Origin of the sequence: Shewanella benthica KT99 (assembly GCF_000172075.1) — a bacterium.
Taxonomy (GTDB): domain Bacteria; phylum Pseudomonadota; class Gammaproteobacteria; order Enterobacterales; family Shewanellaceae; genus Shewanella; species Shewanella benthica_A.
On record NZ_ABIC01000035.1, the window covers coordinates 1 to 25,877 of the forward strand.

The following is a 25,877-nucleotide window of genomic DNA, read 5'->3' on the forward strand; positions in this document are numbered from 1 at the left end:
GAATCGATAACCGCTGAAAGCATCTAAGCGGGAAGCGAGTCTAAGATGAGTCATCCCTAGGGATTTAATTCCTCTAAAGAGCCGTTCGAGACTAGGACGTTGATAGGCAGGGTGTGTAAGTGCTGTGAGGCATTGAGCTAACCTGTACTAATGACTCGTGAGGCTTAACCATACAACCCAGATGGGTTTACTCTTGTTAAAAGAGAAGTATGTGGTTAATGAGTGATTACTTTACAAGCACAAAAGAATACCGACTTGATTTAAGTTGAACCAATTATTACTTTTATTTAAAGCTGTTTAAAAGACTTTTTAAATAGCCAGCTTTCTAAATTCTTTTACCTTTAGCTTTTTGAAAAGCTGAAAGTAATCGCAAAATTAGTCTGGAAACCATAGCATTGTGGCCCCACCTGAATCCATCTCGAACTCAGAAGTGAAACGCAATTGCGCCGATGGTAGTGTGGGGTCTCCCCATGTGAGAGTAGGTCATTTCCAGGCGCCTAATAAACGATAAAGCCCGTTGCTAACGCAACGGGCTTTTTTCGTTTTAGTCTGGAAAATGACCGAACGAACATGGGGAATATAGATAGCGCATGCGAAGCATGCATCCTTTCATGTGATAGTAGGGTGCAGACCTTGCGCTTATCAAGCGTAGCTTGATGCTGGGTCTGAACGCGGAGGATTTATCCGAAGCCGGGCCATTGGAAGGCGCCTCCGCTCTTTGTTCTACGTATATATGCTCCGCGAAAGGGCTATTCCCGATGTCGGTCGATAAATGCTCCTCGGTAACAGCTCCTGCGTTATACCAATCTGGAAAATTAACTGGTCATATTCGCCCAATCCCTAGAACACATTTTTGTCACTCTTTCAGCACTCTCGGTGAAAGTGTTCCAGGCTTCACAAACACTATCAACAATGTCTTCATAATTTTTGAAAACTCGATTGGCAAGGCAGTGCTGGCGCATCCAGCTCCACACTTGTTCGATCGAATTAAGCTCAGGTGAATAAGGGGGTAATTTGATGAGGCTGACATTATTGAATTCATCTGCAATGCCATCGGTATGCAGCCAGCACCATCCATAATAACGACTGCATGTCTGTCTGCTTCTGTGACTTCCGAGATCTGTCTCAAGTGCAGGATCATGGCTTCTTTACTCGTCCATGGAACCACTGTTGCTTGGCCTATACCTCTGCTTGGACATACTGAACCAAATAGGTATGAATATGTGCCCCGGTTAATCTACCACCTTGAGCGCTACTTGCTCTTTTTTCTATGTAGTCAGCCAGTTGCGCTCGTTGTTTAGTGCTAATAAATGTGGGTACTACCAGTACGTGGTTTCTCTTGTAAGCCTGCTAGGCCTTCTGTTAAATAGACATGTACCCACTTGTTGACACTGGTTCTACTCACTTTTAAAAATTGAGAAATTTGAGTCCGAGACTTTCCATCTTGAAAGTGAGCGAGTGCAAGTAAGCGCATCTTCATTTGAATGGATGTCTGGCTACGAGCAAGAGCATTGAAATCTGTATTTTTAAAATTATCCATGAATACAAATGAAGAAGATATGATGATCACAATTAGATCATATTTTTACTTAGAATGGTATTACCGCCATTCTTGGCGGCATGCCCGAAGCTGGGCCATTGGAAGGCGCCTCCGCTTTTGTTCCAAACTACTCATGCTATGCATACAAAGCGTTACTTCTCCGCCCCCATATGTTCATCATTTTTACTTTTCAATTAGCCTTGCTGATCGATTAAATCTCTCTGTCTTTTTAAATGAACATATTCTCAATTAAATCTTTAGCGGGTATTGCTATTGATAGTGGGCTTGTTACTTTAGCTGCTATTAATGGATTGCTGGTTTAAGGTGTATCGATGAAGCTAGAGATGATATGTACGGGTGAGGAGGTGTTAGCGGGACAGATAGTGGATACCAATGCCGCCTGGTTTGCTAATACTCTTATGGACAAGGGAATTGAGTGTCAACGTCGGGTGACTGTCGGTGATCGCCTGGAAGATCTGGTTGCAGTATTCAAAGAGCGTAGCTTAGAAGCGGATATCATACTGGTCAATGGTGGCTTAGGGCCAACGAGTGATGATCTTTCTACTGAGGCTATGGCCTTGGCTATGGGGGTTCCTTTAATCGAAAATATCGAGTGGCGTACTAAGCTCGAAGATTGGTTTGCCCGTAATGGCCGAGTCATGGCCGAGAGTAATCTTAAGCAGGCATTGCTTCCAGAGTCGGCTCTGATGATCGATAACCCGGTAGGCACAGCTTGTGGCTTCGCCGTAAAGTTCAATCGTGCCTGGTTGTTTTTTACACCTGGGGTACCATTTGAATTTAAACGTATGGTGACTGAGCAATTTATCCCCTTCGTTGAAGAGAGGTTTGCGGCTTCGAGCTCGGTTGCTCTGAAGAAGTTGCTAACTCTGGGGAATGGTGAGTCTGCACTCGCAGATAGATTGGAGGCTATTCCTTTACCCGAAGGAATTACCTTAGGTTACCGCTCTTATATGCCTTATATCGAGATTAAGCTATTTGCACGAGGGGCTGCGGCTATCACTTCTTTGCCTAGAATTAATTCTGAGATCAAGGCTTTGTTGGGTAATGCGCTTGTGGCAGAAAATGTCACTACATTGGATCAAGAGATCCATAATAAATTAGTAAACTCAGGACTTAGTCTCTGTGTTGCCGAGTCATGTACCGGTGGCATGATCACCAGTGGCTTGGTTGCATTTCCTGGTAGCTCCTCGTACTTACATCATGGTTTAGTCACTTATAGCAATGAGGCTAAGGTCAAAGTTCTCGGGGTTAATCCTCAGACTCTGGATGACTACGGCGCAGTGTCCATTGCAACTGTTGAAGAGATGGCCAAGGGGGCCCGCAATATACTAGGCAGTGATTACGCACTTGCGACCAGTGGCATTGCTGGTCCGGAAGGCGGTTCGGCTGATAAGCCAGTTGGGACTGTAGCGATAGCATTGGCAACTAAATATGGTGTACATAGTCAGATGCTGAAACTGCCGAGTCGTTCCCGTGAATTAGTGAGAACATTAACTACAGCAGTGGCTTATGACATGCTAAGGCGTGAACTTTTAGGTGATGCTGTTATCGTGGATTACTCGTCATTTAGCAGATTTAGTAAGTAAGACTCGAATGGCTAGCAGCGTAAAAGAGAGCAGATTGTAATCAAGCGAGTCTTGATCGCAATCTGCTCTGAATATTAAACTTATTCGTCAAAGATTAACTGAAGTTTTCCCGGTTGTACCTGGATTCGTTTAGTCATCTCAGCGATGAGTGCCTGATTAGATTCATTGGTATCGAGCACATAGACAGGCTGAGTTTCCAGAAACTGAGTTAAGAAGCGCATCAGTTGGGGAGAAAACTGCTGGATGGCCTTATCGAAATCTTTTGGGCTAGATTTTATCTCTACTAGCTTAAGTTCTCTTAGATAGACGCTATGGTTTGTAGCGTCATACCAAGGCTTTGCCTCAAAGGTCGCTTCCAATTCAGCTTCGAATGGCATCAAGGGGTTACGTACCTTTATAACACTCGTTGCCGAGACCGCCATAGTATCTGCTTTATGCCCCAATTTAACTTCGATATTATTGATGTGCATATCGATGCCAAAGAGTTTATTACCCTGTTTAATTTCGAAATGGATCTCTTCCGATAGGTAGTCTTCTAATTCATTCTCTGTGATGCTGTATTGACTGACGCAGCCAGTCAAAAACAGCAATACAAAGCTAAGAGTAAAGCTTAATATTTTCATCAACCTGTGTTTCTCATGCCAGCAGCGACACCGGCTATGGTTAACATTAAGGCGAGTTCCACATTGGCTGATGCATCTTTCTTTCGTGTCCTCGCTAATAATTCCGCCTGCATGAAGTTCAGTGGATCTATGTAAGGGTTACGTAAGGTAATCGACTCCTTGTTCCATGGAGTGTGGGACATCAAGGTATCAGATTGAGTCAGCTCTAATACAGCCTTAATCCCAGTCGCTAATCTTTCACGTAATGCTTCGCCAAGATGATGAAGATTTTCTGGTACCAGACAGGTTTCGTAATACTTAGCCAAGTTAGGCTCGGCCTTGGAATAAACCATCTCTAGCATAGATATGCGGGTCTTAAAGAAGGGCCACTCTTGCTCCATCTCCTGTAACAAGGGCATATCTCCTCTGTCTATTGCGGCCTGAAGCGCCTCGCCTGCACCTAGCCAAGCAGGCAGCATCAAACGGTTTTGCGACCAGGCAAAGATCCAAGGAATAGCTCTTAGGCTTTCGATACCGCCGTCGACCTTACGTTTTGCCGGGCGACTGCCCAGAGGTAATTTTCCTAGCTCGACTTCGGGAGTGGCGGCGCGAAAATATGCCACAAAATCTGGCTCTTCTCTGACGATTGCACGATAGGACTTCACCGATTCCTCGGCTAGCTGTTGCATACAGGCGCGCCATTCTGGTTTTGGCTCAGGTGGTGGAAGCAAGGTTGCCTCCATTACCGCCGAGGTATACAAGGCTAAGCTCTGAACGGCTAATTTTGGTAAGCCAAACTTGAAGCGGATCATCTCGCCTTGCTCGGTTACGCGGATGCGTCCATCGACAGAACCAGGAGGTTGAGACAGAATTGCTTCATGAGCGGGCCCGCCCCCTCGGCCAATGGTGCCACCCCGTCCATGAAACAGGGTGAGTTTCACATCGGCTTGTCGGCTTATCTCAACCAGTTGCTCCTGAGCATGGTATTGAGCCCACGCCGCCGCCATAACGCCGGCGTCTTTGGCTGAATCCGAATAGCCGATCATTATTTCTTGATGGCCTTTGGTATATCCACGGTACCAATCGATGGCGAAGAGTGCCGACATACAAGTTGCAGCATTATTGAGATCGTCCAGAGTCTCAAACAGTGGTACCACTCTCATAGGATGAGGGCAGCCTGTCTCTTTGAGTAAAAGCAATACGGTCAGTACATCCGATGGCTTGCTTGCCATAGATATCACATAGGAACCGAGAGCTCTGGCTGGTTGGCTTGCTATCAGTCGGCAAGTACTTATGACTTCGGCGACATCGGCACTCGGTTGCCAATTCGTGGGGATTAATGGACGTTTACTGGTGAGCTCTCTTAAGAGGAATGCTTGTTTCTCATTTTCATCCCAGTGGTTGAAGTCTCCCATACCCAGATAGCGGGTCAACTCGGCAATAACATCACTGTGGCGTTCGGCGTCCTGACGGATATCGAGTCTGAGCATATGTATACCAAAACAGGCGATACGACGTAGCATATCCAATAGCAGGCCGTTGGCGATCAGACTCATACCCTTCTCTGACAAACTCCTATATAGCATCATCAGAGGTTCTTTGAGATCACTCTCATGCCAGATAATGGAGCTGTGATCCACTTCAGGTTTATGGCCTTCGAGGCGCTCGTTGAGATAGTCTATGGTATTGCGTAGTTTAAGCCTGAGTTCATGGAGTACATCTCTATAGGGCTCGTGGCTATTATTCGTTAACGCCGATAACTCATCGTTGGCACTTTCCATTGAGAGGTCATTGACCAGTAAAATAATATCTTTTAGATATAGACGTGCCGCGGTGTGACGGTTTCTATCTAGTACTTCCTGGGTGACGACAGCCGTGACAAACGGGTTGCCATCACGATCTCCTCCCATCCAGCTGGAGAATCGCACCGGTGCAATGTCGATGGGTAGTTGCTTGCCAGTACGCTCTTCTACTTGCTCATTGAGCTGTCTGAGAAAATCAGGAATGGCTTGCCAGAGGGAGACTTCGATAGTGCTAAGGCCCCATTTGGCTTCGTCTACCGGGGTTGGTCGCTCGTGGCGAATCTCATTGGTATGCCAGATTTGGGCGATGAGTTGCCTGAGGCGGAGATGCTGTTGCTTCTTCTCTCGCTGGCTAAGTTGTGGGTTTTCAAGTGCAGCGAGACTATCGATAACCGATGAATATTTTTGGATCAGGGTTCGGCGGGATATCTCTGTGGGATGAGCGGTCAATACCAGATCGATATCTAGGTTCTGCAGGCAATCTAGCATCTTCTCTTGATCAATATTGCTGCTCAACACTCTACCCAATAGCTGCTCTACTGGATCGGGAACACATACTAACTCGTCGCAATTGCGGCTGATGGTATGAAATTGCTCGGCGATATTGGCCAAGTTTAGAAATTGGTTGAATGCCTTCGCAAAGGGAACTAATTCATTATCCGGAAGTGCCGCAAGCAGTTTGAGCATCTCATCACGAGAGGTCTCATCTCCTTGCCTGGAGCTTTTCGCTAATTGACGGATCTGTTCTATCTTATCGAGAAAAGTGTCATCTAAATTGGTGCGTATTGTGTCACCTAAAATCTGTCCTAAGGTACCAACGTTAGACCTTAAAGACGCATACATATCAGCCATACTTACTCCATATCCAATTTCGCTATTCGACCACAATACCTAGGGTTAACGGCTTAGGTCAATATAGACAACCGAGATATTGTGAGCTTATGTGTGCCATATCACTCAAGACTGGCATAACTATTTAGTCTCGAGTGATATTAATACCATTCCATATAAGTATCTGGTCAGTTCAGAGACTCTCAGTTTTTTCAATTCAAGGCGCATTGATGAGGAAATGGTTATTCCCTTTTAAGTCAATGTAACGCAGAAGTGGAAACACTGAGAGCCTCACGCAGTGCGGCTGATGTTTAAAGAAAAGGGTAAAGCCCTTTATGCTACGTTGAATGTTCTCGATATACGACTGCATGGTCTATTTTGTTCCATACAAAATAAGACATTTCCTCCTTCCATGGAGGTCAGATGCAGGAGGTACGAGCCCATGGACGGGTGAAGGTAGAATAATGCCGGAGCAATTATCGAGAGCAACGCAGGAGCTTGTTGCCGAGAATAACTATTAGCTTCAAACATTCGCCTTGCCTACAGTGCTTTGAACTCCCGCTGAATGATCAGATACTTACTCGGAATGGTATAATACTATATCCGTTCTACCTCAGTCTGCTCTGAAATCTGCACTTTGAAGTAGAACGGCTATTATGAGCCTATTTAATGCAGGCGTGATAGATGAGCTGTTTGAGGAGCTCGACGGTTTTCTTCAAATAGGCGGTGTCGAGAAACTCATCTGGCTGGTGAGCCTGTTCTATGCTGCCAGGGCCTAATACTAAGGTTTGGCAACCCAGTTTGGCAATATAAGGGGCTTCGGTCGCGTAGTTAACGACCTCAGGTCTACTCGAAGATAATTCTGCCACTAGTTTACTCCAGCTGCTTTGTGCATTACCGGCGAAAGGCTCGGATCCTGGATAAAGCGGTGCAACCACAATACTGCCGGGAAACTGAGCACTGATAGGTGCAAGGTAATTAAGGACTAACTGCTCGAGCTCTTCTAATGCTAATCCGGGGAGCGGACGAATATCGATATGCAGATCACAGCAGCCACAGATTCGGTTGGCCGCATCGCCGCCATGTACGTGACCGAAGTTCATCGTTGGGTAAGGTACGCTAAATGCGTCTTCATGATAGTTGTCGGCTAGATGTTGCTTGAGTTTCAGCAGTTGTCCCATCACTTGATGCATTATTTCGATAGCATTTAGCCCTTTCGCAGGGTCTGAAGAGTGGCCACTGCGACCCGTGACTCTTATGCCTTGAGTCAGATGCCCTTTATGCATATAAACCGGTTTTAAGCTGGTTGGCTCGCCGATGATGGCGTAATCGGGTGAGATAGATTTTGCTTCGGCAAAGGCTTTAGCTCCATTCATGGTGGTTTCTTCATCGGCGCTGGCCAAGATATGTAGAGGACGTTTGAAATCCTCCAGAGGCATATCCTTTAGCGCTGCTAATATGAGGGCAAAGAATCCCTTCATATCGCATGTGCCGAGGCCGTACCAGCGGTTATCTTTTTCCGTTAGAGTGAATGGATCTTGGCTCCAACGACCCTCATCAAACGGCACTGTATCTGTGTGACCGGCGAGTAGAAGACCACCACTACCGGGGCCAAATGAAGCGATGAAGTTATGTTTATTACGGGAATTCGGTACGGATTGCATCTTACATTGAAAGCCTAAATCATCGAACCAGGTATGCAATAGATCGATCACGCCTTGGTTACTCATATCTTGCTCGACTTCGAGGGCGCTAATCGAAGGTGTCGCTATGAGCTGAGTAAAACTCGTTTTCAGATCTGGAATTTGTGTCATGCTTCACCTTTAAAATAGATATTCAAATATATTGCATAAATAGTTAACCGTGCTAGTCTAGCAAACAGCTAAGGCGAGTACCAGAATACAGTGCTAATCACTGAGAGTAAAAATGATAATTGCATACACTAAAATTAACAAAAAGGTCACATTAACAGACTTCCTGCGACGATAAACTTGTCAACATTGGTGTTTCTACCAGGGCTTAAGTTGTGCCCCCTTTTTTTCTCTCTCGTTTAAAAATTAAGAAGTCATAGATTATGAAAAGCATTGCTATTATCGGCGCTAGTGGTTACACGGGCGCACAGATCACCTCTCTTATATATGCCGATGCAAACTTAAACATTCAAGGTCTGTATGTTTCTGAGAATAGTTTAGATAAAGGTAAGCCATTATCTGAGCTCTATCCTGTATATAGTCATATCTCATTATGCCTGTCTCCATTATCACCAGAAGCTAAGGCTTTAATTGTCGATCAGGCCGATGCAGTGGTATTAGCAACCGATCATAATGTCAGCTTACATCTGGCGGCCTGGTTTTATGCACAAGGTCTGGCGGTATTCGATTTAAGCGGTGCCTATCGGTTTGCCGATAAGGCTCAGTACCCGAAATGGTATGGCTTCGAGCATGACTATCCTGAAGTATTATCTAATGCCGTTTATGGTCTTGCCGAGTGGAATCGTGCCGAGATTGCCGACAGCAAGATGATTGCCGTCCCAGGGTGTTATCCAACGGCATCGCTTATCGCATTGAAGCCATTAGCATCTCTGCTAACCAGTACCTTGCCGGTGATTAACGCCGTGAGCGGTGTCACAGGAGCCGGTAGAAAGGCACAACTGCAAACCAGTTTTTGTGAAGTGAGTCTAACGCCTTACGGTGTCTTGGGTCACAGGCACCAGCCTGAAATTGCTACTCAGCTAGGTCAGCAAGTCATCTTTACTCCACACTTAGGTAATTTTAAGCGTGGCATACTCGCAACCATTACCGCACAGCTAGCTGCGGGAACCACGGAAGCCGATATTGCCAAGGCATACTCATTTTATGATAACGCGCCTCTTGTTACGGTGAAGCACAACCAATTTCCTCGAGTAGATGATGTGGTCAATACGCCTAATTGTCATCTGGGATGGAAGTTCGATCCCCAGACGGGTTATCTGGTGGTGGCGAGCGCAATTGATAACTTGATGAAAGGCGCGGCTAGTCAGGCTCATCAGTGCATAAAGATTCATTTCAAATACTAATTTCATTAGGCGAGTAGATAAGTATGTCAACGAGTAATAAAACATTAGTGATTAAAGTTGGTGGCGCCTTACTGCAGTGTGAGATGGGCATGAACAGGTTGATGGATACTGTGGCTAAGATGATTGCCAAGGGGCAGAAGATTATCTTGGTGCATGGGGGCGGCTGTATCGTCGATGAACAGCTCACAGCCAACGGTATGGAAACTGAGAAAGTAGACGGGTTAAGGGTTACACCTGCGGCACAAGTGCCTGTCATCGTGGGTGCACTAGCCGGAACCGCGAATAAATTATTGCAAGCCGCGGCGATAAAGTCCGGTATTTCGGCCATCGGCATGAGCCTGAGTGATGGCGATATTGTCACGGCCAAGATTAAAGATGCAAGGCTAGGATTTGTCGGTGAAGTTTCACCTAAGAATGCGACTTATCTTGAGTTTATTCTCTCTCAGGCTTGGTTGCCGATTGTTAGCTCGATTGCAATCGACGCAAGCGGCCAGCAACTCAACGTCAATGCCGATCAAGCCGCGACCGTGTTGGCAAAACTTGTCGATGCTCAGCTAGTGCTGTTATCCGATGTCTCGGGTGTGCTCGATGGCAAGGGCCAATTAATTAAGAGTCTCAATAGGGCGCAGGTAGCAGAGCTCACTCATATAGGCATTCTCGAGAACGGCATGAAAGTGAAGGTCGAGGCCGCACTGGACGTCGCTGAACTCATGGGCCAGCCAGTACAAGTGGCTTCTTGGAGAAGTGAAGAGCAATTGTTAGCCCTGTCAAATGGTCAGTTGGTGGGAACACAGATCCAACCTAATTAGTTTTTACTTTAAAATCATTATCATTAAATTTGAGCTAGCCGCGACGCGGCTAACTGAATACAAGAATAAGTGTTGGATTAAGCTGCCAATCAGAGGAGAGTGACCATGAACCACCTGTTATCGATAAAAGATCTAACTCAAGAGCAACTGAAAGACTTGTTGTCCCTGGCGAAAAAAATAAAGGCTAATCCAGCCGAGTATCGCCATGCCTTGGACGGTAAGAGTGTGGTGATGTTATTTGAGAAGCCTTCATTGAGAACTCGCGTTAGTTTCGATATCGGCATCAATAAACTTGGCGGCCATTGCCTCTACCTGGATCAGCAAAATGGTGCCTTGGGTAAACGTGAGCCGATAGCCGATTTTGCTGCCAATATATCATGTTGGGCCGACGCTATCGTGGCGAGAACCTATCTACATTCGACCATTGAAGGCCTGGCTGAGCATGGCAGTGTGCCGGTAATTAATGCGCTATCGGATCTCTATCACCCTTGCCAGGGCTTAGCAGACTTCCTCACTTTATCTGAGAAGTTTGACGATGTTAGTCAGGTTAAACTCGCTTATGTCGGTGACGGTAACAATGTGGCCCACTCATTGATGTTCGGCGCCGCAATTCTCGGCGCTAAGATGACCGTCGTTTGTCCTCCCGGGCACTTTCCTGATGGCGAAGTCGTGGTACAGGCGCAAGCGTTGGCGGCTAAGCATGGCGGCTCTCTGTTGCTGACCTCAGATATTGAGGCGATGGGTGCGCAAGATGCTATTTACACCGATACCTGGATCTCTATGGGTGACGAGACTGATATGGCTGATATCAAAGCTAAGTTCGGTCCATATCAGGTCAATGCTGCTCTGATGGAAAAAGCGGGCGCTAACTTCTTCATGCACTGTTTGCCAGTATATCGTGAAGTTGAGGCTACTGCAGAGGTGGTCGATGGTGAGGGTTCACTTATCTTGCAGCAAGCTGAAAATCGCATGCATGCACAAAATGCCGTACTCGTGACCTTGCTGGGTCAGAAAGATTAGACAAAATCTAGACGTAAACATATTTATATCTCATCGAGGTTTCGATGAGCAAGTAACAGAAATTAGGAAACAGAGATGTCGAATCAAATAAAGAAAACAGATGTGAAAAAAGTTGTCCTGGCATATTCGGGTGGACTGGATACGTCGGCTATTATCCCCTGGCTAAAAGAGACCTATGATAATTGTGAAATTATTGCCTTCTGTGCCGATGTGGGTCAGGGAGATGCCGAGCTCGAAGGCCTCCATGCCAAGGCGATTGCTTCGGGTGCCTCCGAGTGCTATATCGTCGACCTTAAAGAAGAACTGGTTGCCGATTATATCTACCCAACCATAGCCACTGGCGCCATCTATGAAGGTACTTACTTACTCGGCACTTCTATGGCCAGGCCTATTATTGCTAAGGCTCAGATAGAAATTGCACGTAAAGTCGGTGCCGATGCTGTCTGTCATGGCTGTACCGGTAAAGGCAACGATCAGGTTCGTTTCGAAGGCTGTTTCGCCGCGCTGGCTCCGGATCTCAAAGTGATCGCTCCATGGCGTGAATGGGAGATGGTGAGTCGTGAGGATCTACTCGACTACTTGGCCGAGCGTAATATCGAGACAAGTTCGTCGATAACCAAAATTTACAGTCGTGATGCCAATGCCTGGCATATTTCACACGAAGGTGGCGAGTTGGAAGATCCGTGGAACGAACCGTCTAAAGGCGTGTGGACTATGACAGTCGCCCCTGAAGATGCTCCGGATGTACCTGAATATGTGACACTGGAATTAGAGCAGGGCAAGATCACTAAGGTTAACGGTGAGGCGCTGTCTCCTTACGCGGCACTCACGGTGCTAAATAAAGTGGCAGGAGCTCATGGTGTAGGCAGAATCGATATCACAGAGAACAGGCTGGTAGGCATGAAGTCTCGTGGTTGTTATGAGACTCCAGGTGGCACTGTGATGTTTGCGGCGTTACGTGCCATCGAAGAGTTGGTACTCGACAAGACGAGCCGTGAGTGGCGCGAGCAAGTTGGCGCGCAGATGGCTCAGCTGGTTTATGACGGACGTTGGTTCACTCCTCTTTGTGAGTCCCTGCTAGCCGCCTCCGGGCCCTTAGCTAAGTTAGTTAATGGTGAAGTCGTCATTAAGCTCTACAAGGGTCAGGCTCAAGCGGTTAAGAAGCGCTCACCTAACAGCCTATATTCTGAAGCGTTTGCGACCTTTGGCGAAGATGATGTGTATAACCAGAAAGATGCCGAAGGCTTTATTCGTCTCTACTCGCTCTCTAGTCGCATCAGAGCACTGAAGGGTCTGTAAATCGCGGCAGATGATTTAATTAAAATAAAGGGCGCTAAGCGTCCTTTTTTGTAAAAGATGAGGATACCAGCATGGCATTATGGGGCGGAAGATTTAGTCAGGAAAGCAGTGCATTGTTTAAATTATTCAATGATTCACTGCCTGTGGATTACCGTTTGATTGAACAGGACATCGTCGGCTCGATAGCCTGGGCCGAAGCAATCACACAGGTCGGTGTCTTGACTGAGCAAGAGTGCACTCAGTTACAGCAGGCATTGAAAGACCTATTAGCCGAGGTTGAAGATAAGCCAGAGTTGATCTTGGCATCGGGCGCCGAAGATATTCATAGCTTCGTCGAGCAATCACTTATCGCTAAAGTAGGTGATCTGGGCAAGAAAATACATACAGGGCGCTCCCGTAATGACCAGGTGGCTACCGATCTTAAACTATGGTGCAAGAAGGAGGGTCAACAGCAACTCGTTTTACTAAAGAGCTTGAGACAAGCACTTCTCGAACTGGCCCAAAGAGAGCTCGATGCAGTTATGCCGGGTTATACCCATCTGCAGCGTGCTCAGCCCATTACATTTGGTCACTGGTGTCTAGCCTATGTTGAGATGTTTGAGCGTGATATTAGCCGCTTAGAAGATGCACTCAAGCGGGCCGATACTTGTCCTCTGGGTACTGGAGCGCTTGCCGGTACGGCTTATCCAATGGATAGATACAAGTTAGCCGCTGCGTTAGGATTTGCCTCTCCGACCCTTAACAGTTTAGATTCGGTCTCCGACAGAGATCATGTGATTGAGATCTGCAGCGATGCTTCAATCAGCATGATGCATCTGAGTCGTCTGGCAGAAGACCTCATCTTCTTCAACAGTGGTGAAGCGGGCTTCATCGACCTAGATGATGAAGTGACCTCGGGCTCATCTCTGATGCCACAGAAGAAAAATCCCGATGCTCTAGAGCTTATCAGGGGAAAGACAGGGCGAGTGTACGGTAGTCTGATTGGCATTCTGACGACGATGAAGGCGCTTCCTCTGGCATATAACAAGGATATGCAGGAAGACAAGGAGGGATTATTTGATGTTATGGATAGCTGGGCTATCTGTCTCGAGATGGCGGCACTGGTCTTGAGTGGCCTAAAGGTTAATCGTGAGAATACCTTAAGAGCGGCTCAACAAGGCTATGCAAACTCGACCGAACTAGCCGATTACTTAGTGGCTAAGGGAATGCCATTCAGAGAAGCACATCATGTAGTGGGTGAAGTGGTGGTTAAAGCCATAGCGGCAAAGAAACCCTTGGAGGATTTTGCATTAGAGGAGCTACAAGCTTTTTCTAATATCATCGCCGATGACGTGTATGCCTGCCTGACCATAGAGTCTTGTCTGGCCAAGAGAGAAGCCCTAGGTGGAACTTCGCTGCCTCGGGTGAAAGCGGCACTGGCGAGTAAGCTAGCTTAAAAATTGAACGTATAGGTTGAAAGTTAAAATGATTTCTAGCCATGTCACTAATTTTTAATGTATAAAACATAAAAAAGCACTATTGAATTAATCGTGCTTTTTATTGCGTTTTTATACAGGTTTTGTGGGCTAGAAGCCTTTATTGGAATAGTTCATCGGCCGAATCTTCGATGAATATATCGTTTGACTCATTGGTCTCTGTGGTAAATTCCTTTGGCTCAGTTCCGGAGATAAAATACTCGAACGAACTAGTATAATCCGTTTTTCTGGTTAACTTACCCGTGGCCAGATCGATTCTGACAGAAATGATCCCTTGGGGAGGAGTCGTTGGAATTTCGGGCGTGCCGGTGAGTGCATTCTTCATAAACTCATTCCAACCCGGTCCCGCAGTTTTCGCTCCAGCTTCGGCTGCCGAGATCTGATCTTTAGCCCCATTGGCATCCCAAGTGGTTCTGCCAAGCTCCTTGCTGTGATCATCGAAACCCACCCATACGGTGGTGGCAAGCTTAGGATTGAAGCCACTGAACCAGGTATCCCTTGATTCGTTGGTTGTACCTGTTTTACCTGCAATATCATGGCGCTTAACCACGCGTGAGGCTCGCCAAGCTGTCCCATTCCAGCCGGTTCCCTTGCTCCAGTTGCCGCCGCCCCAAATTACACTCTTTAACGCTTCGGTGACTAAGAATGCGGTTTGCTCCGAGATGATCCTCTCTGCATAGCGAGAATCGGGACCACCGCAACTATCGGCATCTGTAACCTGCTCAGCCTGTTTAAATTCTTCAGCCATAGCGGCAAAGGGATCATCACTGATAGGCAGTGGCTTGGCATGAGGGGGGCAGGCTAATATCGGGCTAGATTTCTCAATCACAGTACCGTAGGAGTCTTCAATGAGTTCGATAAAGTAAGGTTCAACCTTGTAGCCACCGTTAGCGAAAGTGGAGAACGCGGTGACGACCTGCAGTGGTGTGACAGAGTTTGAACCCAGCGCGATAGATTCGTTTCTGGGGATCTCGTCACGGGTGAAACCAAACTTGACCAAGGTATCGATAGCCTTATCCAGGCCGGCATAACGCATGGTCCTCACCGACATGACATTGATGGATTGAGCGAGTCCCACACGTAATCGAGTCGGTCCCGTGTAGCGATCCGGGGAGTTCTTGGGCCGCCATGCGGTACCTTGTCTGGTATCTGCATTATTGATAGGTGCATTGTTGATGAGCGTCGCTAGGGTATAACCTTTCTCAATAGCAGCGGTATAGATGAATGGTTTAATATTAGAGCCTAACTGCCGCTTGGCTTGGGTGACGCGATTATATTGGCTGGTGTGAAAACTGAAACCACCGACTAATGCCTTTATTGCGCCATTGTGTGGGTCGAGTGACACAATGGCACTGGATACGACGGGGATCTGGGATAACTGCCAGAAGTCACCGTTATGACGTAACCAGACTTGTTCGCCAACTGTCAGTATTTGTTCCGCAGTTTTAGGTGCCCTTCCTTGTTGTTTGTTACTGATGAATTTTCGCGCCCATTTCAAACCTTGCCAATCTAGCTGGATAGTCTCCCCCGCAGAGGTGAGTAAGGATGCACTCTGTGCTTCGATACTCATTACGGCGGCGGGGACCAAGCCTTGGAAAGCCTGAGTCTGTTTGAGCCGCGTGAGTAAATGAGAGGTTTCGAGTGGGGTGTCTGTCCATAAAATAGCGGTTGCACCACGATAGCCGTGTCTTTGATCGTAGGCATACACATTATTTCTAAGTGCATGCTGTGCATCTCGCTGTAGCTTGGAGTCTATGCTGGTGTATACATTATAGCCGCCGGTATAGGCCTCCTCTTCACCCAATTTATCGACCAGATAATCTCTGGCCATCTCGGAAATATAGGGGGCATATAAGTTTATTTCTGCGCCATGGTATTTTGCCGATACGGGAGCTTGAATAGCTGCAGAATATTGCGCTTGAGTAATGTTCTTCTTCTTCAACATACGGCTTAACACCCAATTGCGTCGATTGAGTGCCCTGCTCGGGTTGCGGATTGGATTCGCTGCCGATGGTGCTTGAGGCAGGCCGGCGATCATGGCTATCTCAGGTAAGTTGAGCTCTTCGAGCCTTTTACCATAATACACTTGTGCCGCAGCCCCTACGCCATATGCACGGTTGCCTAAGAAAGAACGATTCAGATAAAGCTCTAATATCTGCTCTTTAGTCAGGGCTTTTTCGATTTTGATTGCTAGAAATATCTCTTTAATCTTGCGTATATATGTCTTCTCTCGAGAAAGGAAGAATCCGCGTGCCACCTGCTGGGTGATGGTACTGGCTCCCTGGCTCTTCTTCCCTGTGGTGATCAAAATGATAGCTGCGCGAGTGATACCGATAGGGTCTATGCCATGATGTTGGAAGAAACGGGCATCTTCTGTGTCTAAAACCGCATCGATAAGTAATGGTGGAACATCTGCAAAGGCAACGGGGATGCGCCTTTTCTCACCAAATTGTGAGATCATTTTTCCGTCACTGCTATAAATGCGTAAAGGAGTCTGTAGCTTAACTGTCTTCAGTGTATTTACGTCAGGAAGGTCGGGTAAAACATAGAAATATGCTGCAGCAATAGCGCCTATTCCTAATAGGGTTAAACTAAAAAGAGCGATAACAATACGTTTAAACCACTTCACCAGATAATTCCATTATTTATAGCAGGGACAACAGTATATAAGGGGATAGCCCAATGGTGAAGTTAAAAATAGTTGGCAAAAAAATAGCAATTGTAAAATAAGGAAGCATCCTGTACAAATACCGATAACGAGTTGATTTTGTGCTAATCTAATTGCTGAATAATAACAACAAGTGACATTTGACTATGCTTTCGAAATTATGGAAGCGTCAGGCTCCGCAGATGGTGGGGATCGATGTGGGTTCCCATGAGATAAAGGCGATACTGCTGAGCAAGACGGCCGACGGGTACAAAATTGTGAGTCATGCTGCTGTACCCGTGAAAAAGGGTGCTGTTAATGATCATGAGATCAGAGATTATGATGCAATTACCGAGTCGTTGAGGCAAGTAAAACGTAGCCTGCCTAAAGGGACTAAATTTGCTGCTGTGGCGGTATCTGGATCTGCAGTGATGACAAAAGTCATCTATATGGATGCCACGTTGAGTGAAGAGGAGATGGAAGCCCAAATTGATATCGAGGCAGATAACCTTATTCCCTATTCTCTGGATGAAGTGAGTCTCGATTTTGAAACCTTGAGTGTGAACAGCACGGATCCCACCAAAGTCGATGTCTTGTTAAGCGCGTGTCGCACGGAAAATATCGATGCTCGTGTCGATGTCTTAGATGGCATCAATATAGAAACGAAAGTGGTCGATATCGAAGGTTATGCGCTAGGGCGATCATTTGAGCTGGTTGCTGCTCAACTGCCTGGTGAGGCCAAAAATAAGGTGGTCGCACTTGTCGATATAGGCGCTAACATAACGACCTTCGCGGTAGTTGAAAATGGCGAGACAAGTTTTATTCGAGAGCAAGCATTCGGTGGTGAACAATTTACTCAGTCAATACTGTCATTTTATGGCATGTCTTATGAGCAAGCCGAAAAAGCCAAGATAGAAGGAGATCTTCCCCGCAATTACATGTTTGAAGTTTTATCGCCATTTCAAACGCAATTACTGCAGCAGATAAAGCGGACATTGCAGATTTACTGTACTTCAAGCGGTAAAGATAAAGTGGATCATATAGTGTTATGTGGCGGCACTTCTAAACTCGAGGGGATGGCCAATCTGTTAACCAATGAATTGGGTGTTCATACCATCATAGCGGATCCGTTTCAGGGGTGTTTACATGCCGAAGATGACGTGAAAAATAGATTACAGCCCCATATCAGTAAATATATGGTGGCTTGTGGATTAGCGCTGAGGAGTTATTCTCAATGGCGAACATAAACTTACTCCCTTGGCGTGAAGAAGCGCGAGAGAAACAGAAAAAAGATTATATTGGTATTTTAGCTTTGGTTTTTTTAGTGTCTTCTTTAATGGTTTATCTGGCACTGGGTTTCGTCGATATGATGACAGACAAGCAAAAATCCAGGAATGCTTACTTACAATCTGAGATTAGCTTGCTAGAGATACAGATCGCCGAAATTAAACAGATAAAAACCAGAAAGCAAGATATCGAGCGGCGCACCGAGATTATTTTAAACTTGCAACAATCAAGAAACTCACCTACCCATGTCCTAGATGAATTAGTCAGGATTGTTCCGCCGGGGATCTATCTTTCCAGTATCGAGAAGAAGGGAAGTTTGTTGTGGATTGAGGGGCGCAGTGAGTCGAATAACAATGTCGCTAATATGATGAGAAAAGTAAAAACCTCAATGTGGCTACACAATCCAAATATGCAGTCTATTGTTGCTCAAGATATAGAACTGAGGCAGTTACAACGCTTTAGCCTGAAAGTAACGATTAGGGACAATGAGCAAACTGAAGCGGTACAAGGAGCGAGTAAATGAACCTCGATCTGGAGCAGTTTAATGATATTGACTTTGAGAATATAGGTGGCTGGCCGCCCCTGGTTAAAATTGTATTCGCAGCCTTACTTGCAGTCTGTATTTTTGTTGCGAGCTATTTTCTGTTTATCTCGGATGCGATCGATCGACTCGATACCGAGCAGAGAGCCGAAACGAACTTGAAAAATGACTTCAAATCTAAGTACCAACTGGCTGCAAATTTGAAACTCTATCGAGAACAGCTTGACAAGATGGAAGTGCAGTTTGCAGAATTGCTTAAAATGTTACCTTCTCAGAATGAGATGCCCGGATTGGTCGATGATATTACTTTTTTGGCAACAGACTCTGGTTTGAGGATCGACAGCTTAGATTGGCGTGAAGAGATACAAAGAGACTTCTATATCGAGTTTCCTATCAGCATGTCGGTGAGTGGTAAGTACCATGAGTTAGGTCAGTTTGTTAGTGGTGTGGCTAAATTACCGCGTATTGTGAGTTTACATGACTTCGTTATCAAGAGAACAGTTGACGGTATCTTAGGCATGGAGATACTCGCTAAGACATACCGCTTCAAAGAGGGGGCTGATCTGCCACTAGAAGATAATAAGGTGGTAAGCAGGTGAAAATACTTCTTTTTTTAGGCGTTTCACTCTTTTTTTTAACTGCTTGTGTTGGCGATCGCAGTGATCTTGAACTATTCGTCACTACGACTAAGGCACAGCATGTCGCTCATATACCAAAGCTGAAAGAGGCGCCTAAGTTTGAACATTTTGTGTATCATGCCAATTTGATGCGTAGTCCATTTGTTCCTCCCTCGCGGGAACTAACAGAAGAGCTGATAGATACGACTAAAGATTGTCTTCAACCGGATCTTAAGAGGCGTAAGGGGCGTCTGGAAACCTATGCGCTGGACAATTTAAAGATGCGTGGGACCTTGAGTGAAACAGATATCATCTGGGCCTTAGTAGAGACCAATGATACTAGTGTTTATCGCTTAGGTATTGGTGAGTATTTAGGACTCTATAATGGTCGAATTACTAAAGTTACTCAGCAAATGGTCGAAATAATAGAATTAATACCAGACGGTTCTGGTTGCTGGACTGAAAGGTTAAGCAGAATGGAACTTACTGGCGAAGGATGAGGGAATAATGGAATCTTCTGCCGCGATAAAAAACGTTGTTAATAAATATTCTCTTTTTAGAGTTCTTGGCGCTTTTATATTAATTGTGAGTGCCTCTTACGCTGCGGCTGAAAACCGCCTGGTGGATGTTAAGTTTCACTCAGTTGTCGATCATCAACTAGAACTGCAATTAATCTTCGAACATGAAGTGAGGGCACCTGAAATTGATCTCAAGGCTTCACCGGCTGAAATTATTTTAGGTTTTAGTGGCAGTATCTCTGGGTTAGAGAAACAGACAATGCCAATAAGTACCGTCGGAGTTGAGAGCATCAGTGTGCATCAGGTTGATGGCTTGATGCGGGTGACGGTTGCACTGAATAAGGTCAAAGCCTATAAGGGTAAGCTCAAGGGTAACACCTATAACCTGACGATAAATGATGAGGTCGCCGATCACAATATGACGACACAAAATCCATTTATTAACGGGATTAACAATATCGATTTCAGACGAACTGCAGATGGTGGCGGAGAATTATTGATTAAGCTGAACAATAGTTCGGTTGCCGCAAACGTGAAACAGGTCGGTTCAAAACTTGAGCTGCAGCTTTATAATACCGATATTGGTTCCGATCTCCTGTATGTGATGGATGTACAAGATTTTGCCACTCCAGTGCGTAGTTTTGAAACCTTTAAAGAAGAATTAACCGCTCGAATTCTCATCGATATTTCAGGCCAGTATGAATATAATTACCAGCAGGAAGGTAGTCTGTTTCGTCTCAGTATTAAGAAGGCTGAGAAGCTTGCGGTAGTTAAACAGGAGAAAAAGTATAATGGGCGTTCACTGTCGCTCAACTTCCAAAGTATCTCGGTGAGAACCGTGTTACAGATTATCGCGGATTATAACGATTTTAACTTAGTCACCAGTGATACCGTCGAAGGTGATATTACCCTGCGTCTGGATGATGTCCCTTGGGATCAGGCTCTGGATCTTATTTTGCAGACTAAAGGGCTGGATAAGCGCATCGAAGGTAATATTCTTATGATCGCGCCTCGTGAAGAGCTAGCGATTCGTGAGAGGCAGCAGTTAGAGAATCAGCTGGAAGTAAAAAAGTTAGCGCCTTTATATTCTGAATACTTACAGATAAATTACGCTAAAGCGTCAGATATTGCTGAATTGTTGAAGAGTGAAGGTTCGAGCCTGTTGACTTCTCGGGGGACTGCCGCCGTCGATGATCGTACCAATACTCTGTTAGTCAGAGATACTGAAGAGACGTTAGAGAATGTGCACCGGCTAATCGAAGTGCTGGATATCCCCATTCGCCAGGTTCTTATCGAGGCTAGAATGGTGACGGTGAAAGATAATGTTTCGGAAGCTCTTGGTATTCAATGGGGCATCACAGATCAGCAAGGCGACTATGGTACTTCGGGAAGTCTGAGGGGCGCCCAGAGCATAGCAAATGGCATCATACCCGCTCTAGCTGACCGACTAAACGTTGCCTTACCTGCGCGGGCTGGCTCTGCAAGTATCGCGTTTCATGTGGCCAGGCTGGCAGATGGCACCATACTTGACATGGAATTGAGTGCCTTAGAGCAAGAGAATAGGGGAGAAATCATCGCCAGTCCGCGTATAGTTACCTCGAACCAGAAGGCGGCATACATAGAGCAAGGTGTAGAGATACCTTATATCGAGTCTAGCTCCAGTGGTGCAACCACGGTGAGCTTTAAGAAGGCCGTGTTGTCACTGCGGGTGACACCGCACATTACGCCAGATAATCGAGTGATTTTGGATTTAGAGATCACTCAGGATTCTCAAGGGGCAGTGGTTGCTACGCCAATGGGGGAAGCTGTTTCTATCGATACTCAGAGGATTGGCACTCAGGTGCTGGTGAACCATGGTGAAACCATAGTCTTAGGTGGCATTTATCAACAAAATTTGATCAGCCGTGTGACTAAAGTACCGATATTGGGGGATATCCCCTTCCTAGGTTTTCTTTTCAGGAGCACTTCAGACTCTAATGAGCGACAAGAACTTTTGATTTTTATTACGGCCAAGATTATCTCTGATGACCTATAATATTATATTATAACAAATGGTTAGTCGGTACGTTAGTGCTGGCTCTTTTGTTGATTTAAGACTATTTTTACAATATGTGCGCAGATTACTTGCCTTATGTGGTGTTTAACTGAGATAATCCTCGGTCAAGTCTCATTAGAGCAAGGTAACATTTTAGGTCGATTTTATTTTTCGAATCGACGTCGGCAAACTTCATATAAGATTCAGACGTAATAGCAATGGCTGAGAAACGTAATATTTTTCTAGTAGGCCCTATGGGGGCTGGTAAAAGCACAATAGGCCGTCATCTAGCACAGATGCTGCACTTAGAGTTCCACGATTCAGATCACGAAATTGAGAAGCGTACTGGTGCTGATATCGCGTGGGTTTTTGATGTCGAAGGTGAAGAAGGTTTTCGCGTTCGTGAAACACAGGTCGTCGCTGACTTAACTGAGAAACAGGGTATTGTTTTAGCGACTGGTGGTGGTTCTATTCAGAGTAAAGAGATACGTAATAACCTCTCTGCTCGTGGAATCGTTGTCTATCTAGAGACCACAATTGATAAGCAAGTTGCTCGCACACAGCGAGATAAGCGTCGTCCACTGTTACAGGTTGACGACCCAAGACAAGTCCTTGAAAATCTGGCTGTCACTCGTAATCCTTTGTATGAAGAGATTGCAGATGTCATCGTTAAGACCGATGAACAGAGTGCGAAGGTTGTGGCAAACCAAATCATCGAGCAGTTAGGTTTCTAGGCGGAAAAATGAAGCGGATTCAGGTTGAGCTAGGGGTAAGAAGTTACCCCATCGTTATTGGCCAGAATTTGTTGACTTGTGGCGAGCATCTTGCTCGTCACCTCCAAGATAGAAAAATTCTAATTGTTACGAATGACACTGTAGCGCCTCTATATTTAGAGTCGCTACAGTGTCTTTTATCTGATTTTGACTGTGTTGAGCCTGTCATCTTACCCGATGGTGAGCAATACAAGACGTTAATTCAGATGGATGATATTTTTACCTCTTTATTACGGCAAAACCTAGGCAGAGACACAGTTCTTATTGCTCTAGGTGGTGGTGTGATCGGTGATATGACTGGCTTTGCCGCCGCGAGTTATCAAAGAGGCATCGATTTTATTCAAGTGCCCACCACACTTCTCGCTCAGGTGGATTCATCTATTGGCGGTAAGACGGCGGTCAATCATATTTTAGGTAAGAATATGATAGGTGCTTTCCATCAGCCTAAACTCGTGTTGATCGATACCAACTGTTTAGACACTCTCCCCCCCCGAGAATTTGCTGCTGGTATGGCTGAGGTCATCAAGTATGGAATTATCTGGGATGGTGAGTTTTTTCAATGGTTAGAGAATAATATTTCTCAGTTAAAGTCATTGGATAAAGAGTCGCTCGAGTATGCAATAGGTCGATGCTGTGACATAAAGGCGGATGTGGTTGCCCAGGACGAAACGGAGAGAGGAGTGCGTGCACTGCTTAATTTGGGTCATACCTTTGGTCATGCCATCGAAGCTGAGATGGGTTACGGTGTCTGGTTACACGGAGAGGCGGTCTCTGCTGGCACAGTACTTGCTGCTAATACTGCAAGACGGATGAGATTGATCGATGAGTCAATTGTTTGTCGAATAATTAAATTATTCCAGGCCTTTGATCTGCCGGTTAGTCCTCCTGAGTCGATGGGTTTTGAACAATTCATCAAGCATATGCGGCGTGATAAGAAGGTACTTAAAGGTAAACTTAGGCTGATTCTCCCTGAGGCGATAGGTAAATCAGGAATATACAGCGACGTGACCGATGAGATACTGGAACAGGTTCTTCGCCGCCCTTAGATTTTAGGTGTGTGAGTGACTTTTAACGACCCAATTTTATTACCTAGCCAAGAAACCTTAGTACAGAGGTTGCAACATATTAGCCTCTATGGTCAACAGCTGATCCTTGTGACTGGCGGGCGGGGCTCAGGTAAGTCAAGACTAGTAACTTCACTGGTTAACGAGCTGGAAGAGTTTAGCTCAGTGCTGGTGACTTGCCCCAAACACTGCGATAGCAGTGAAATTCGTCGAAAAATTTTAATTCAATTATTTTTAGATCCTGTATTTGATGATGAAATACCCCTGTCTGAGACGATCATCAGACTCGTATCAGCTATGCCACAGGCATCTTTTATTGTACTGGACGACGCCCATTACCTGCCGATGGAGCTCGTTGCCGAATGCATAGTGCTAAGCAAACTCCGGCTACCGGGAAAAACCATCTCCTTGACGTTAACCTGTGATCAGGATTTTTTTGATGAGTTGGAGAGTCAGTTACCTGAAGCACAGAAAGATGCACTGCTGTCGATAAATATCGATCCACTGCCAATTCAGGAGCGTGAAGCTCTGTACTACACCTTGTTAAGCCGCAGCGATCAAGATCCTTTTACTCCGCGAGAAATCGTCAGAACTCAGCTGGAGAAACAGGCGGGAACGCCTCAAGAGGTAGTGAATTTATTAGAACTCTCTCTCAATGGGTTTACCGATAAAGTGGTGGCAAACAAATGGCCTAAGCCTGTGATAGTTGCAGTATCAATACTCTTAGGCTTGTTATTTGCCAGTTATTATCTGTTTTCCCCTTCCGAGGTAAATAGCATATCCAGCCTAGCTCGAACCGTCATTGAACCTGATAGTAAGTCTTCACCTGTATCTCAGTATGGGGAGCGAGTCTTAGCGGGATATTTTGTGCTGCATCAAAGACTAGCAGAGGGCAGAGAAGATGTTCAGGCTTTTGAGTCTGTGGAGTTGCTAACTGAACTTAGTGCAGAATCACTGGAGGAGGCTAGTCCTGAGACTCAAGATAAAAGCTTAGAAGAGCAGTCGCAATCTGTAGCCGATATTCAAGCAATTGATAGCACAAAAATCTCCTCGTTGGAAAGGTTTAAAGGGTTAGATGAATTTAAGCCTACAGAGATAGAAGCTATTGAGTTTGGTGGAACGGATGATGACTTTCCCGTAGAGCGAGTGAATGAGCAGCGCACTTTTACCGGTTATACCATTCAACTCGCAAGCGTAAGGGAGATTAAATCCCTCAACAAGATTATAGCTGAGATCGAAGGGGAACAGGATATTCAGCTTGCTCATAATGGAGAGCGCTGGATATTACTACTTGGGCACTTTAAAACTCGAACAGCTGCTAATGAAAAATCCCGTGCGTTAATGAAAAAATATCGCTTGAACTCTTCCTGGATTCGAGCATGGAAAAATTTAGTCGAATATGAGCTAGAAGAAGAGCTTGTGACTAATGATATTTCTCACTAAACAGAGTACAATCGTCACCTTCTTTTTTCTTAGCAATCAATTTAGATGAGTAAAAAACAGAGAGCCTTTCTCAAGTGGGCTGGTGGAAAATTTAAACTGATTGAAGCACTGTCAAAGCATCTTCCCGAGGGCGATCGTCTGGTAGAGCCTTTCGTAGGCGCAGGATCGGTATTTCTCAATACTGATTATGCTACTTATCTACTGTGTGATATTAATCAAGATCTTATTAACCTGTATAAGCTGGTTCAGACCGAACCTGATAGATATATAGCCGCGGCTAAGGCCATGTTCGTGCCCGAGATGAATGATAAAGAAGCCTATTACAAGGTGAGGACTGAGTTTAATCTCACCCAAGATCCTTTTATTCGCTCAGTTTACTTCCTCTACATGAACCGTCACGGCTTCAACGGCTTATGTCGCTATAATCGCAAGGGCGGCTTTAATGTTCCTTTCGGTTCCTATAAGAAGCCATACTTCCCCGAGAAAGAGCTATGGGCTTTTTCGGCGAAAGCACAAGCTGCCGAGTTTAAGTGCATAGGTTATGAGGAAGCATTTGAACTCACGATTCAAGGGGACGTGGTGTACTGCGATCCCCCGTATGCTCCATTACCGTCTAAGGTGAGTTTTACTACCTATGTCGGCGCAGGATTTTCCCTGGATGATCAGGCCTTGTTAGCCAGAAAATCGAGACATACGGCGATTGACCGAGGCATTCCCGTGTTGATCAGCAATCATGATACCCCTCTTACCAGAGAGCTGTATCACGGAGCGAGTTTCGATACGATCAAGGTGCAGAGAAACATCAGCCAGAAAGGCAGTGCCAGAAAGAAAGTTGATGAATTGATGGCCTTGTATGACGATCGTTACCACAGTGAGAATGACTAGCTTGAGCTCTCTTGGTGTTTAAGCAGG

At 45.7% G+C, this 25,877-nt stretch carries 19 protein-coding genes, 2 rRNA genes and 1 pseudogene; 17 read left to right on the forward strand and 5 right to left on the reverse strand.

Going from position 1 to position 25,877, the window contains the following annotated elements:
- Nucleotides 1-172 (forward strand): 23S ribosomal RNA (locus KT99_RS14695); the annotation flags it as partial.
- A gap of 207 nt (nucleotides 173-379) precedes the next feature.
- Nucleotides 380-495: ribosomal RNA gene (rrf, locus tag KT99_RS14700) — 5S ribosomal RNA — on the forward strand.
- 320 nt (nucleotides 496-815) lie between these two features.
- On the opposite strand, the pseudogene KT99_RS23620 reads toward rrf, so the two are convergent.
- Nucleotides 816-1,540, reverse strand: a pseudogene (locus KT99_RS23620) (IS630 family transposase).
- A gap of 332 nt (nucleotides 1,541-1,872) precedes the next feature.
- Here KT99_RS23620 and KT99_RS14715 point away from each other — a divergent pair.
- The gene (locus tag KT99_RS14715; RefSeq protein ID WP_005501502.1) at nucleotides 1,873-3,147 is read left to right on the forward strand and encodes a CinA family nicotinamide mononucleotide deamidase-related protein; all 1,275 of its coding nucleotides are present in this window, start codon (nucleotides 1,873-1,875) and stop codon (nucleotides 3,145-3,147) included.
- An 80-nt stretch (nucleotides 3,148-3,227) separates the two neighbouring features.
- On the opposite strand, the gene KT99_RS14720 is transcribed toward KT99_RS14715, so the two are convergent.
- From KT99_RS14720 to argE, 3 genes are all read right to left on the reverse strand, one after another.
- Entirely contained in the window at nucleotides 3,228-3,770 is a 543-nt protein-coding gene (locus tag KT99_RS14720) for a DUF1439 domain-containing protein (RefSeq protein WP_005501503.1), read from the reverse strand.
- A complete protein-coding gene (gene ppc, locus KT99_RS14725) occupies nucleotides 3,770-6,403 on the reverse strand; it encodes a phosphoenolpyruvate carboxylase (RefSeq protein WP_005501504.1) in 2,634 nt (877 codons plus the stop codon). The genes KT99_RS14720 and ppc overlap by 1 nt, the downstream gene beginning before the upstream one ends.
- Nucleotides 6,404-7,044: 641 nt before the next feature.
- The gene (gene argE / locus KT99_RS14730) at nucleotides 7,045-8,196 is read right to left on the reverse strand and encodes an acetylornithine deacetylase (protein ID WP_005501505.1); all 1,152 of its coding nucleotides are present in this window, start codon (nucleotides 8,194-8,196) and stop codon (nucleotides 7,045-7,047) included.
- A gap of 260 nt (nucleotides 8,197-8,456) precedes the next feature.
- Between argE and argC the strand changes: the two genes are divergently transcribed.
- The 5 genes from argC to argH all read left to right on the forward strand — a co-directional run bounded on the left by argC (nucleotide 8,457) and on the right by argH (nucleotide 14,001).
- Nucleotides 8,457-9,437, forward strand: coding sequence for an N-acetyl-gamma-glutamyl-phosphate reductase (argC, locus tag KT99_RS14735; protein WP_005501507.1), 981 nt, complete (start codon nucleotides 8,457-8,459; stop codon nucleotides 9,435-9,437).
- Nucleotides 9,438-9,460: 23 nt separating this feature from the next.
- Nucleotides 9,461-10,246, forward strand: coding sequence for an acetylglutamate kinase (gene argB / locus KT99_RS14740; protein WP_005501509.1), 786 nt, complete (start codon nucleotides 9,461-9,463; stop codon nucleotides 10,244-10,246).
- 105 nt (nucleotides 10,247-10,351) lie between these two features.
- On the forward strand, nucleotides 10,352-11,266 hold the full coding sequence (locus tag KT99_RS14745; RefSeq protein ID WP_005501511.1) for an ornithine carbamoyltransferase: 915 nt from the start codon (nucleotides 10,352-10,354) through the stop codon (nucleotides 11,264-11,266).
- 75 nt (nucleotides 11,267-11,341) lie between these two features.
- Entirely contained in the window at nucleotides 11,342-12,565 is a 1,224-nt protein-coding gene (locus tag KT99_RS14750) for an argininosuccinate synthase (protein WP_005501512.1), read from the forward strand.
- A gap of 71 nt (nucleotides 12,566-12,636) precedes the next feature.
- A complete protein-coding gene (gene argH / locus KT99_RS14755) occupies nucleotides 12,637-14,001 on the forward strand; it encodes an argininosuccinate lyase (RefSeq protein WP_005501514.1) in 1,365 nt (454 codons plus the stop codon).
- 139 nt (nucleotides 14,002-14,140) lie between these two features.
- Here the strand turns inward: argH and KT99_RS14760 are convergent, their stop codons facing one another.
- Entirely contained in the window at nucleotides 14,141-16,669 is a 2,529-nt protein-coding gene (locus KT99_RS14760; RefSeq protein WP_040572053.1) for a penicillin-binding protein 1A, read from the reverse strand.
- Between the two features lie 185 nt (nucleotides 16,670-16,854).
- Between KT99_RS14760 and KT99_RS14765 the strand changes: the two genes are divergently transcribed.
- From KT99_RS14765 to KT99_RS14805, 9 genes are all read left to right on the forward strand, one after another.
- On the forward strand, nucleotides 16,855-17,934 hold the full coding sequence (locus tag KT99_RS14765; protein WP_040572054.1) for a pilus assembly protein PilM: 1,080 nt from the start codon (nucleotides 16,855-16,857) through the stop codon (nucleotides 17,932-17,934).
- On the forward strand, nucleotides 17,922-18,497 hold the full coding sequence (locus KT99_RS14770) for a PilN domain-containing protein (RefSeq protein WP_005501524.1): 576 nt from the start codon (nucleotides 17,922-17,924) through the stop codon (nucleotides 18,495-18,497). The genes KT99_RS14765 and KT99_RS14770 overlap by 13 nt, the downstream gene beginning before the upstream one ends.
- Nucleotides 18,494-19,114, forward strand: a complete 621-nt coding sequence (locus KT99_RS14775) for a type 4a pilus biogenesis protein PilO (RefSeq protein ID WP_005501526.1) — start codon at nucleotides 18,494-18,496, stop codon at nucleotides 19,112-19,114. Before KT99_RS14770 ends, KT99_RS14775 begins: the two co-directional genes overlap by 4 nt.
- A complete protein-coding gene (locus KT99_RS14780; RefSeq protein WP_005501528.1) occupies nucleotides 19,111-19,632 on the forward strand; it encodes a pilus assembly protein PilP in 522 nt (173 codons plus the stop codon). Before KT99_RS14775 ends, KT99_RS14780 begins: the two co-directional genes overlap by 4 nt.
- Nucleotides 19,633-19,639: 7 nt before the next feature.
- Nucleotides 19,640-21,685, forward strand: a complete 2,046-nt coding sequence (locus KT99_RS14785) for a type IV pilus secretin PilQ (RefSeq protein WP_005501530.1) — start codon at nucleotides 19,640-19,642, stop codon at nucleotides 21,683-21,685.
- Nucleotides 21,686-21,903: 218 nt separating this feature from the next.
- Nucleotides 21,904-22,419 carry a shikimate kinase AroK gene (aroK, locus tag KT99_RS14790; RefSeq protein ID WP_005501531.1) on the forward strand — a complete coding sequence of 172 codons (516 nt, stop codon included), beginning with the start codon at nucleotides 21,904-21,906 and terminating at the stop codon, nucleotides 22,417-22,419.
- An 8-nt stretch (nucleotides 22,420-22,427) separates the two neighbouring features.
- Nucleotides 22,428-23,504 (forward strand): 3-dehydroquinate synthase, encoded by a 1,077-nt coding sequence (gene aroB / locus KT99_RS14795; protein ID WP_005501532.1) that lies wholly within the window; start codon nucleotides 22,428-22,430, stop codon nucleotides 23,502-23,504.
- A 15-nt stretch (nucleotides 23,505-23,519) separates the two neighbouring features.
- Nucleotides 23,520-24,965, forward strand: coding sequence for an ATP-binding protein (locus tag KT99_RS14800; protein ID WP_005501534.1), 1,446 nt, complete (start codon nucleotides 23,520-23,522; stop codon nucleotides 24,963-24,965).
- 45 nt (nucleotides 24,966-25,010) lie between these two features.
- Nucleotides 25,011-25,850 carry a Dam family site-specific DNA-(adenine-N6)-methyltransferase gene (locus KT99_RS14805; RefSeq protein ID WP_005501535.1) on the forward strand — a complete coding sequence of 280 codons (840 nt, stop codon included), beginning with the start codon at nucleotides 25,011-25,013 and terminating at the stop codon, nucleotides 25,848-25,850.
- Nucleotides 25,851-25,877: the final 27 nt, after the last annotated feature.

Excerpts from the sequence above, each read along its gene's own strand:
- KT99_RS14715 (WP_005501502.1), top strand. The coding sequence starts at position 1,873 with ATGAAGCTAGAGATGATATGTACGGGTGAGGAGGTGTTAGCGGGACAG.
- KT99_RS14720 (WP_005501503.1), bottom strand. The coding sequence starts at position 3,770 with ATGAAAATATTAAGCTTTACTCTTAGCTTTGTATTGCTGTTTTTGACT.
- ppc (WP_005501504.1), bottom strand. The coding sequence starts at position 6,403 with ATGGCTGATATGTATGCGTCTTTAAGGTCTAACGTTGGTACCTTAGGA.
- argE (WP_005501505.1), bottom strand. The coding sequence starts at position 8,196 with ATGACACAAATTCCAGATCTGAAAACGAGTTTTACTCAGCTCATAGCG.
- argC (WP_005501507.1), top strand. The coding sequence starts at position 8,457 with ATGAAAAGCATTGCTATTATCGGCGCTAGTGGTTACACGGGCGCACAG.
- argB (WP_005501509.1), top strand. The coding sequence starts at position 9,461 with ATGTCAACGAGTAATAAAACATTAGTGATTAAAGTTGGTGGCGCCTTA.
- KT99_RS14745 (WP_005501511.1), top strand. The coding sequence starts at position 10,352 with ATGAACCACCTGTTATCGATAAAAGATCTAACTCAAGAGCAACTGAAA.
- KT99_RS14750 (WP_005501512.1), top strand. The coding sequence starts at position 11,342 with ATGTCGAATCAAATAAAGAAAACAGATGTGAAAAAAGTTGTCCTGGCA.
- argH (WP_005501514.1), top strand. The coding sequence starts at position 12,637 with ATGGCATTATGGGGCGGAAGATTTAGTCAGGAAAGCAGTGCATTGTTT.
- KT99_RS14765 (WP_040572054.1), top strand. The coding sequence starts at position 16,855 with ATGCTTTCGAAATTATGGAAGCGTCAGGCTCCGCAGATGGTGGGGATC.
- KT99_RS14770 (WP_005501524.1), top strand. The coding sequence starts at position 17,922 with ATGGCGAACATAAACTTACTCCCTTGGCGTGAAGAAGCGCGAGAGAAA.
- KT99_RS14775 (WP_005501526.1), top strand. The coding sequence starts at position 18,494 with ATGAACCTCGATCTGGAGCAGTTTAATGATATTGACTTTGAGAATATA.
- KT99_RS14785 (WP_005501530.1), top strand. The coding sequence starts at position 19,640 with ATGGAATCTTCTGCCGCGATAAAAAACGTTGTTAATAAATATTCTCTT.
- aroK (WP_005501531.1), top strand. The coding sequence starts at position 21,904 with ATGGCTGAGAAACGTAATATTTTTCTAGTAGGCCCTATGGGGGCTGGT.
- aroB (WP_005501532.1), top strand. The coding sequence starts at position 22,428 with ATGAAGCGGATTCAGGTTGAGCTAGGGGTAAGAAGTTACCCCATCGTT.
- KT99_RS14805 (WP_005501535.1), top strand. The coding sequence starts at position 25,011 with ATGAGTAAAAAACAGAGAGCCTTTCTCAAGTGGGCTGGTGGAAAATTT.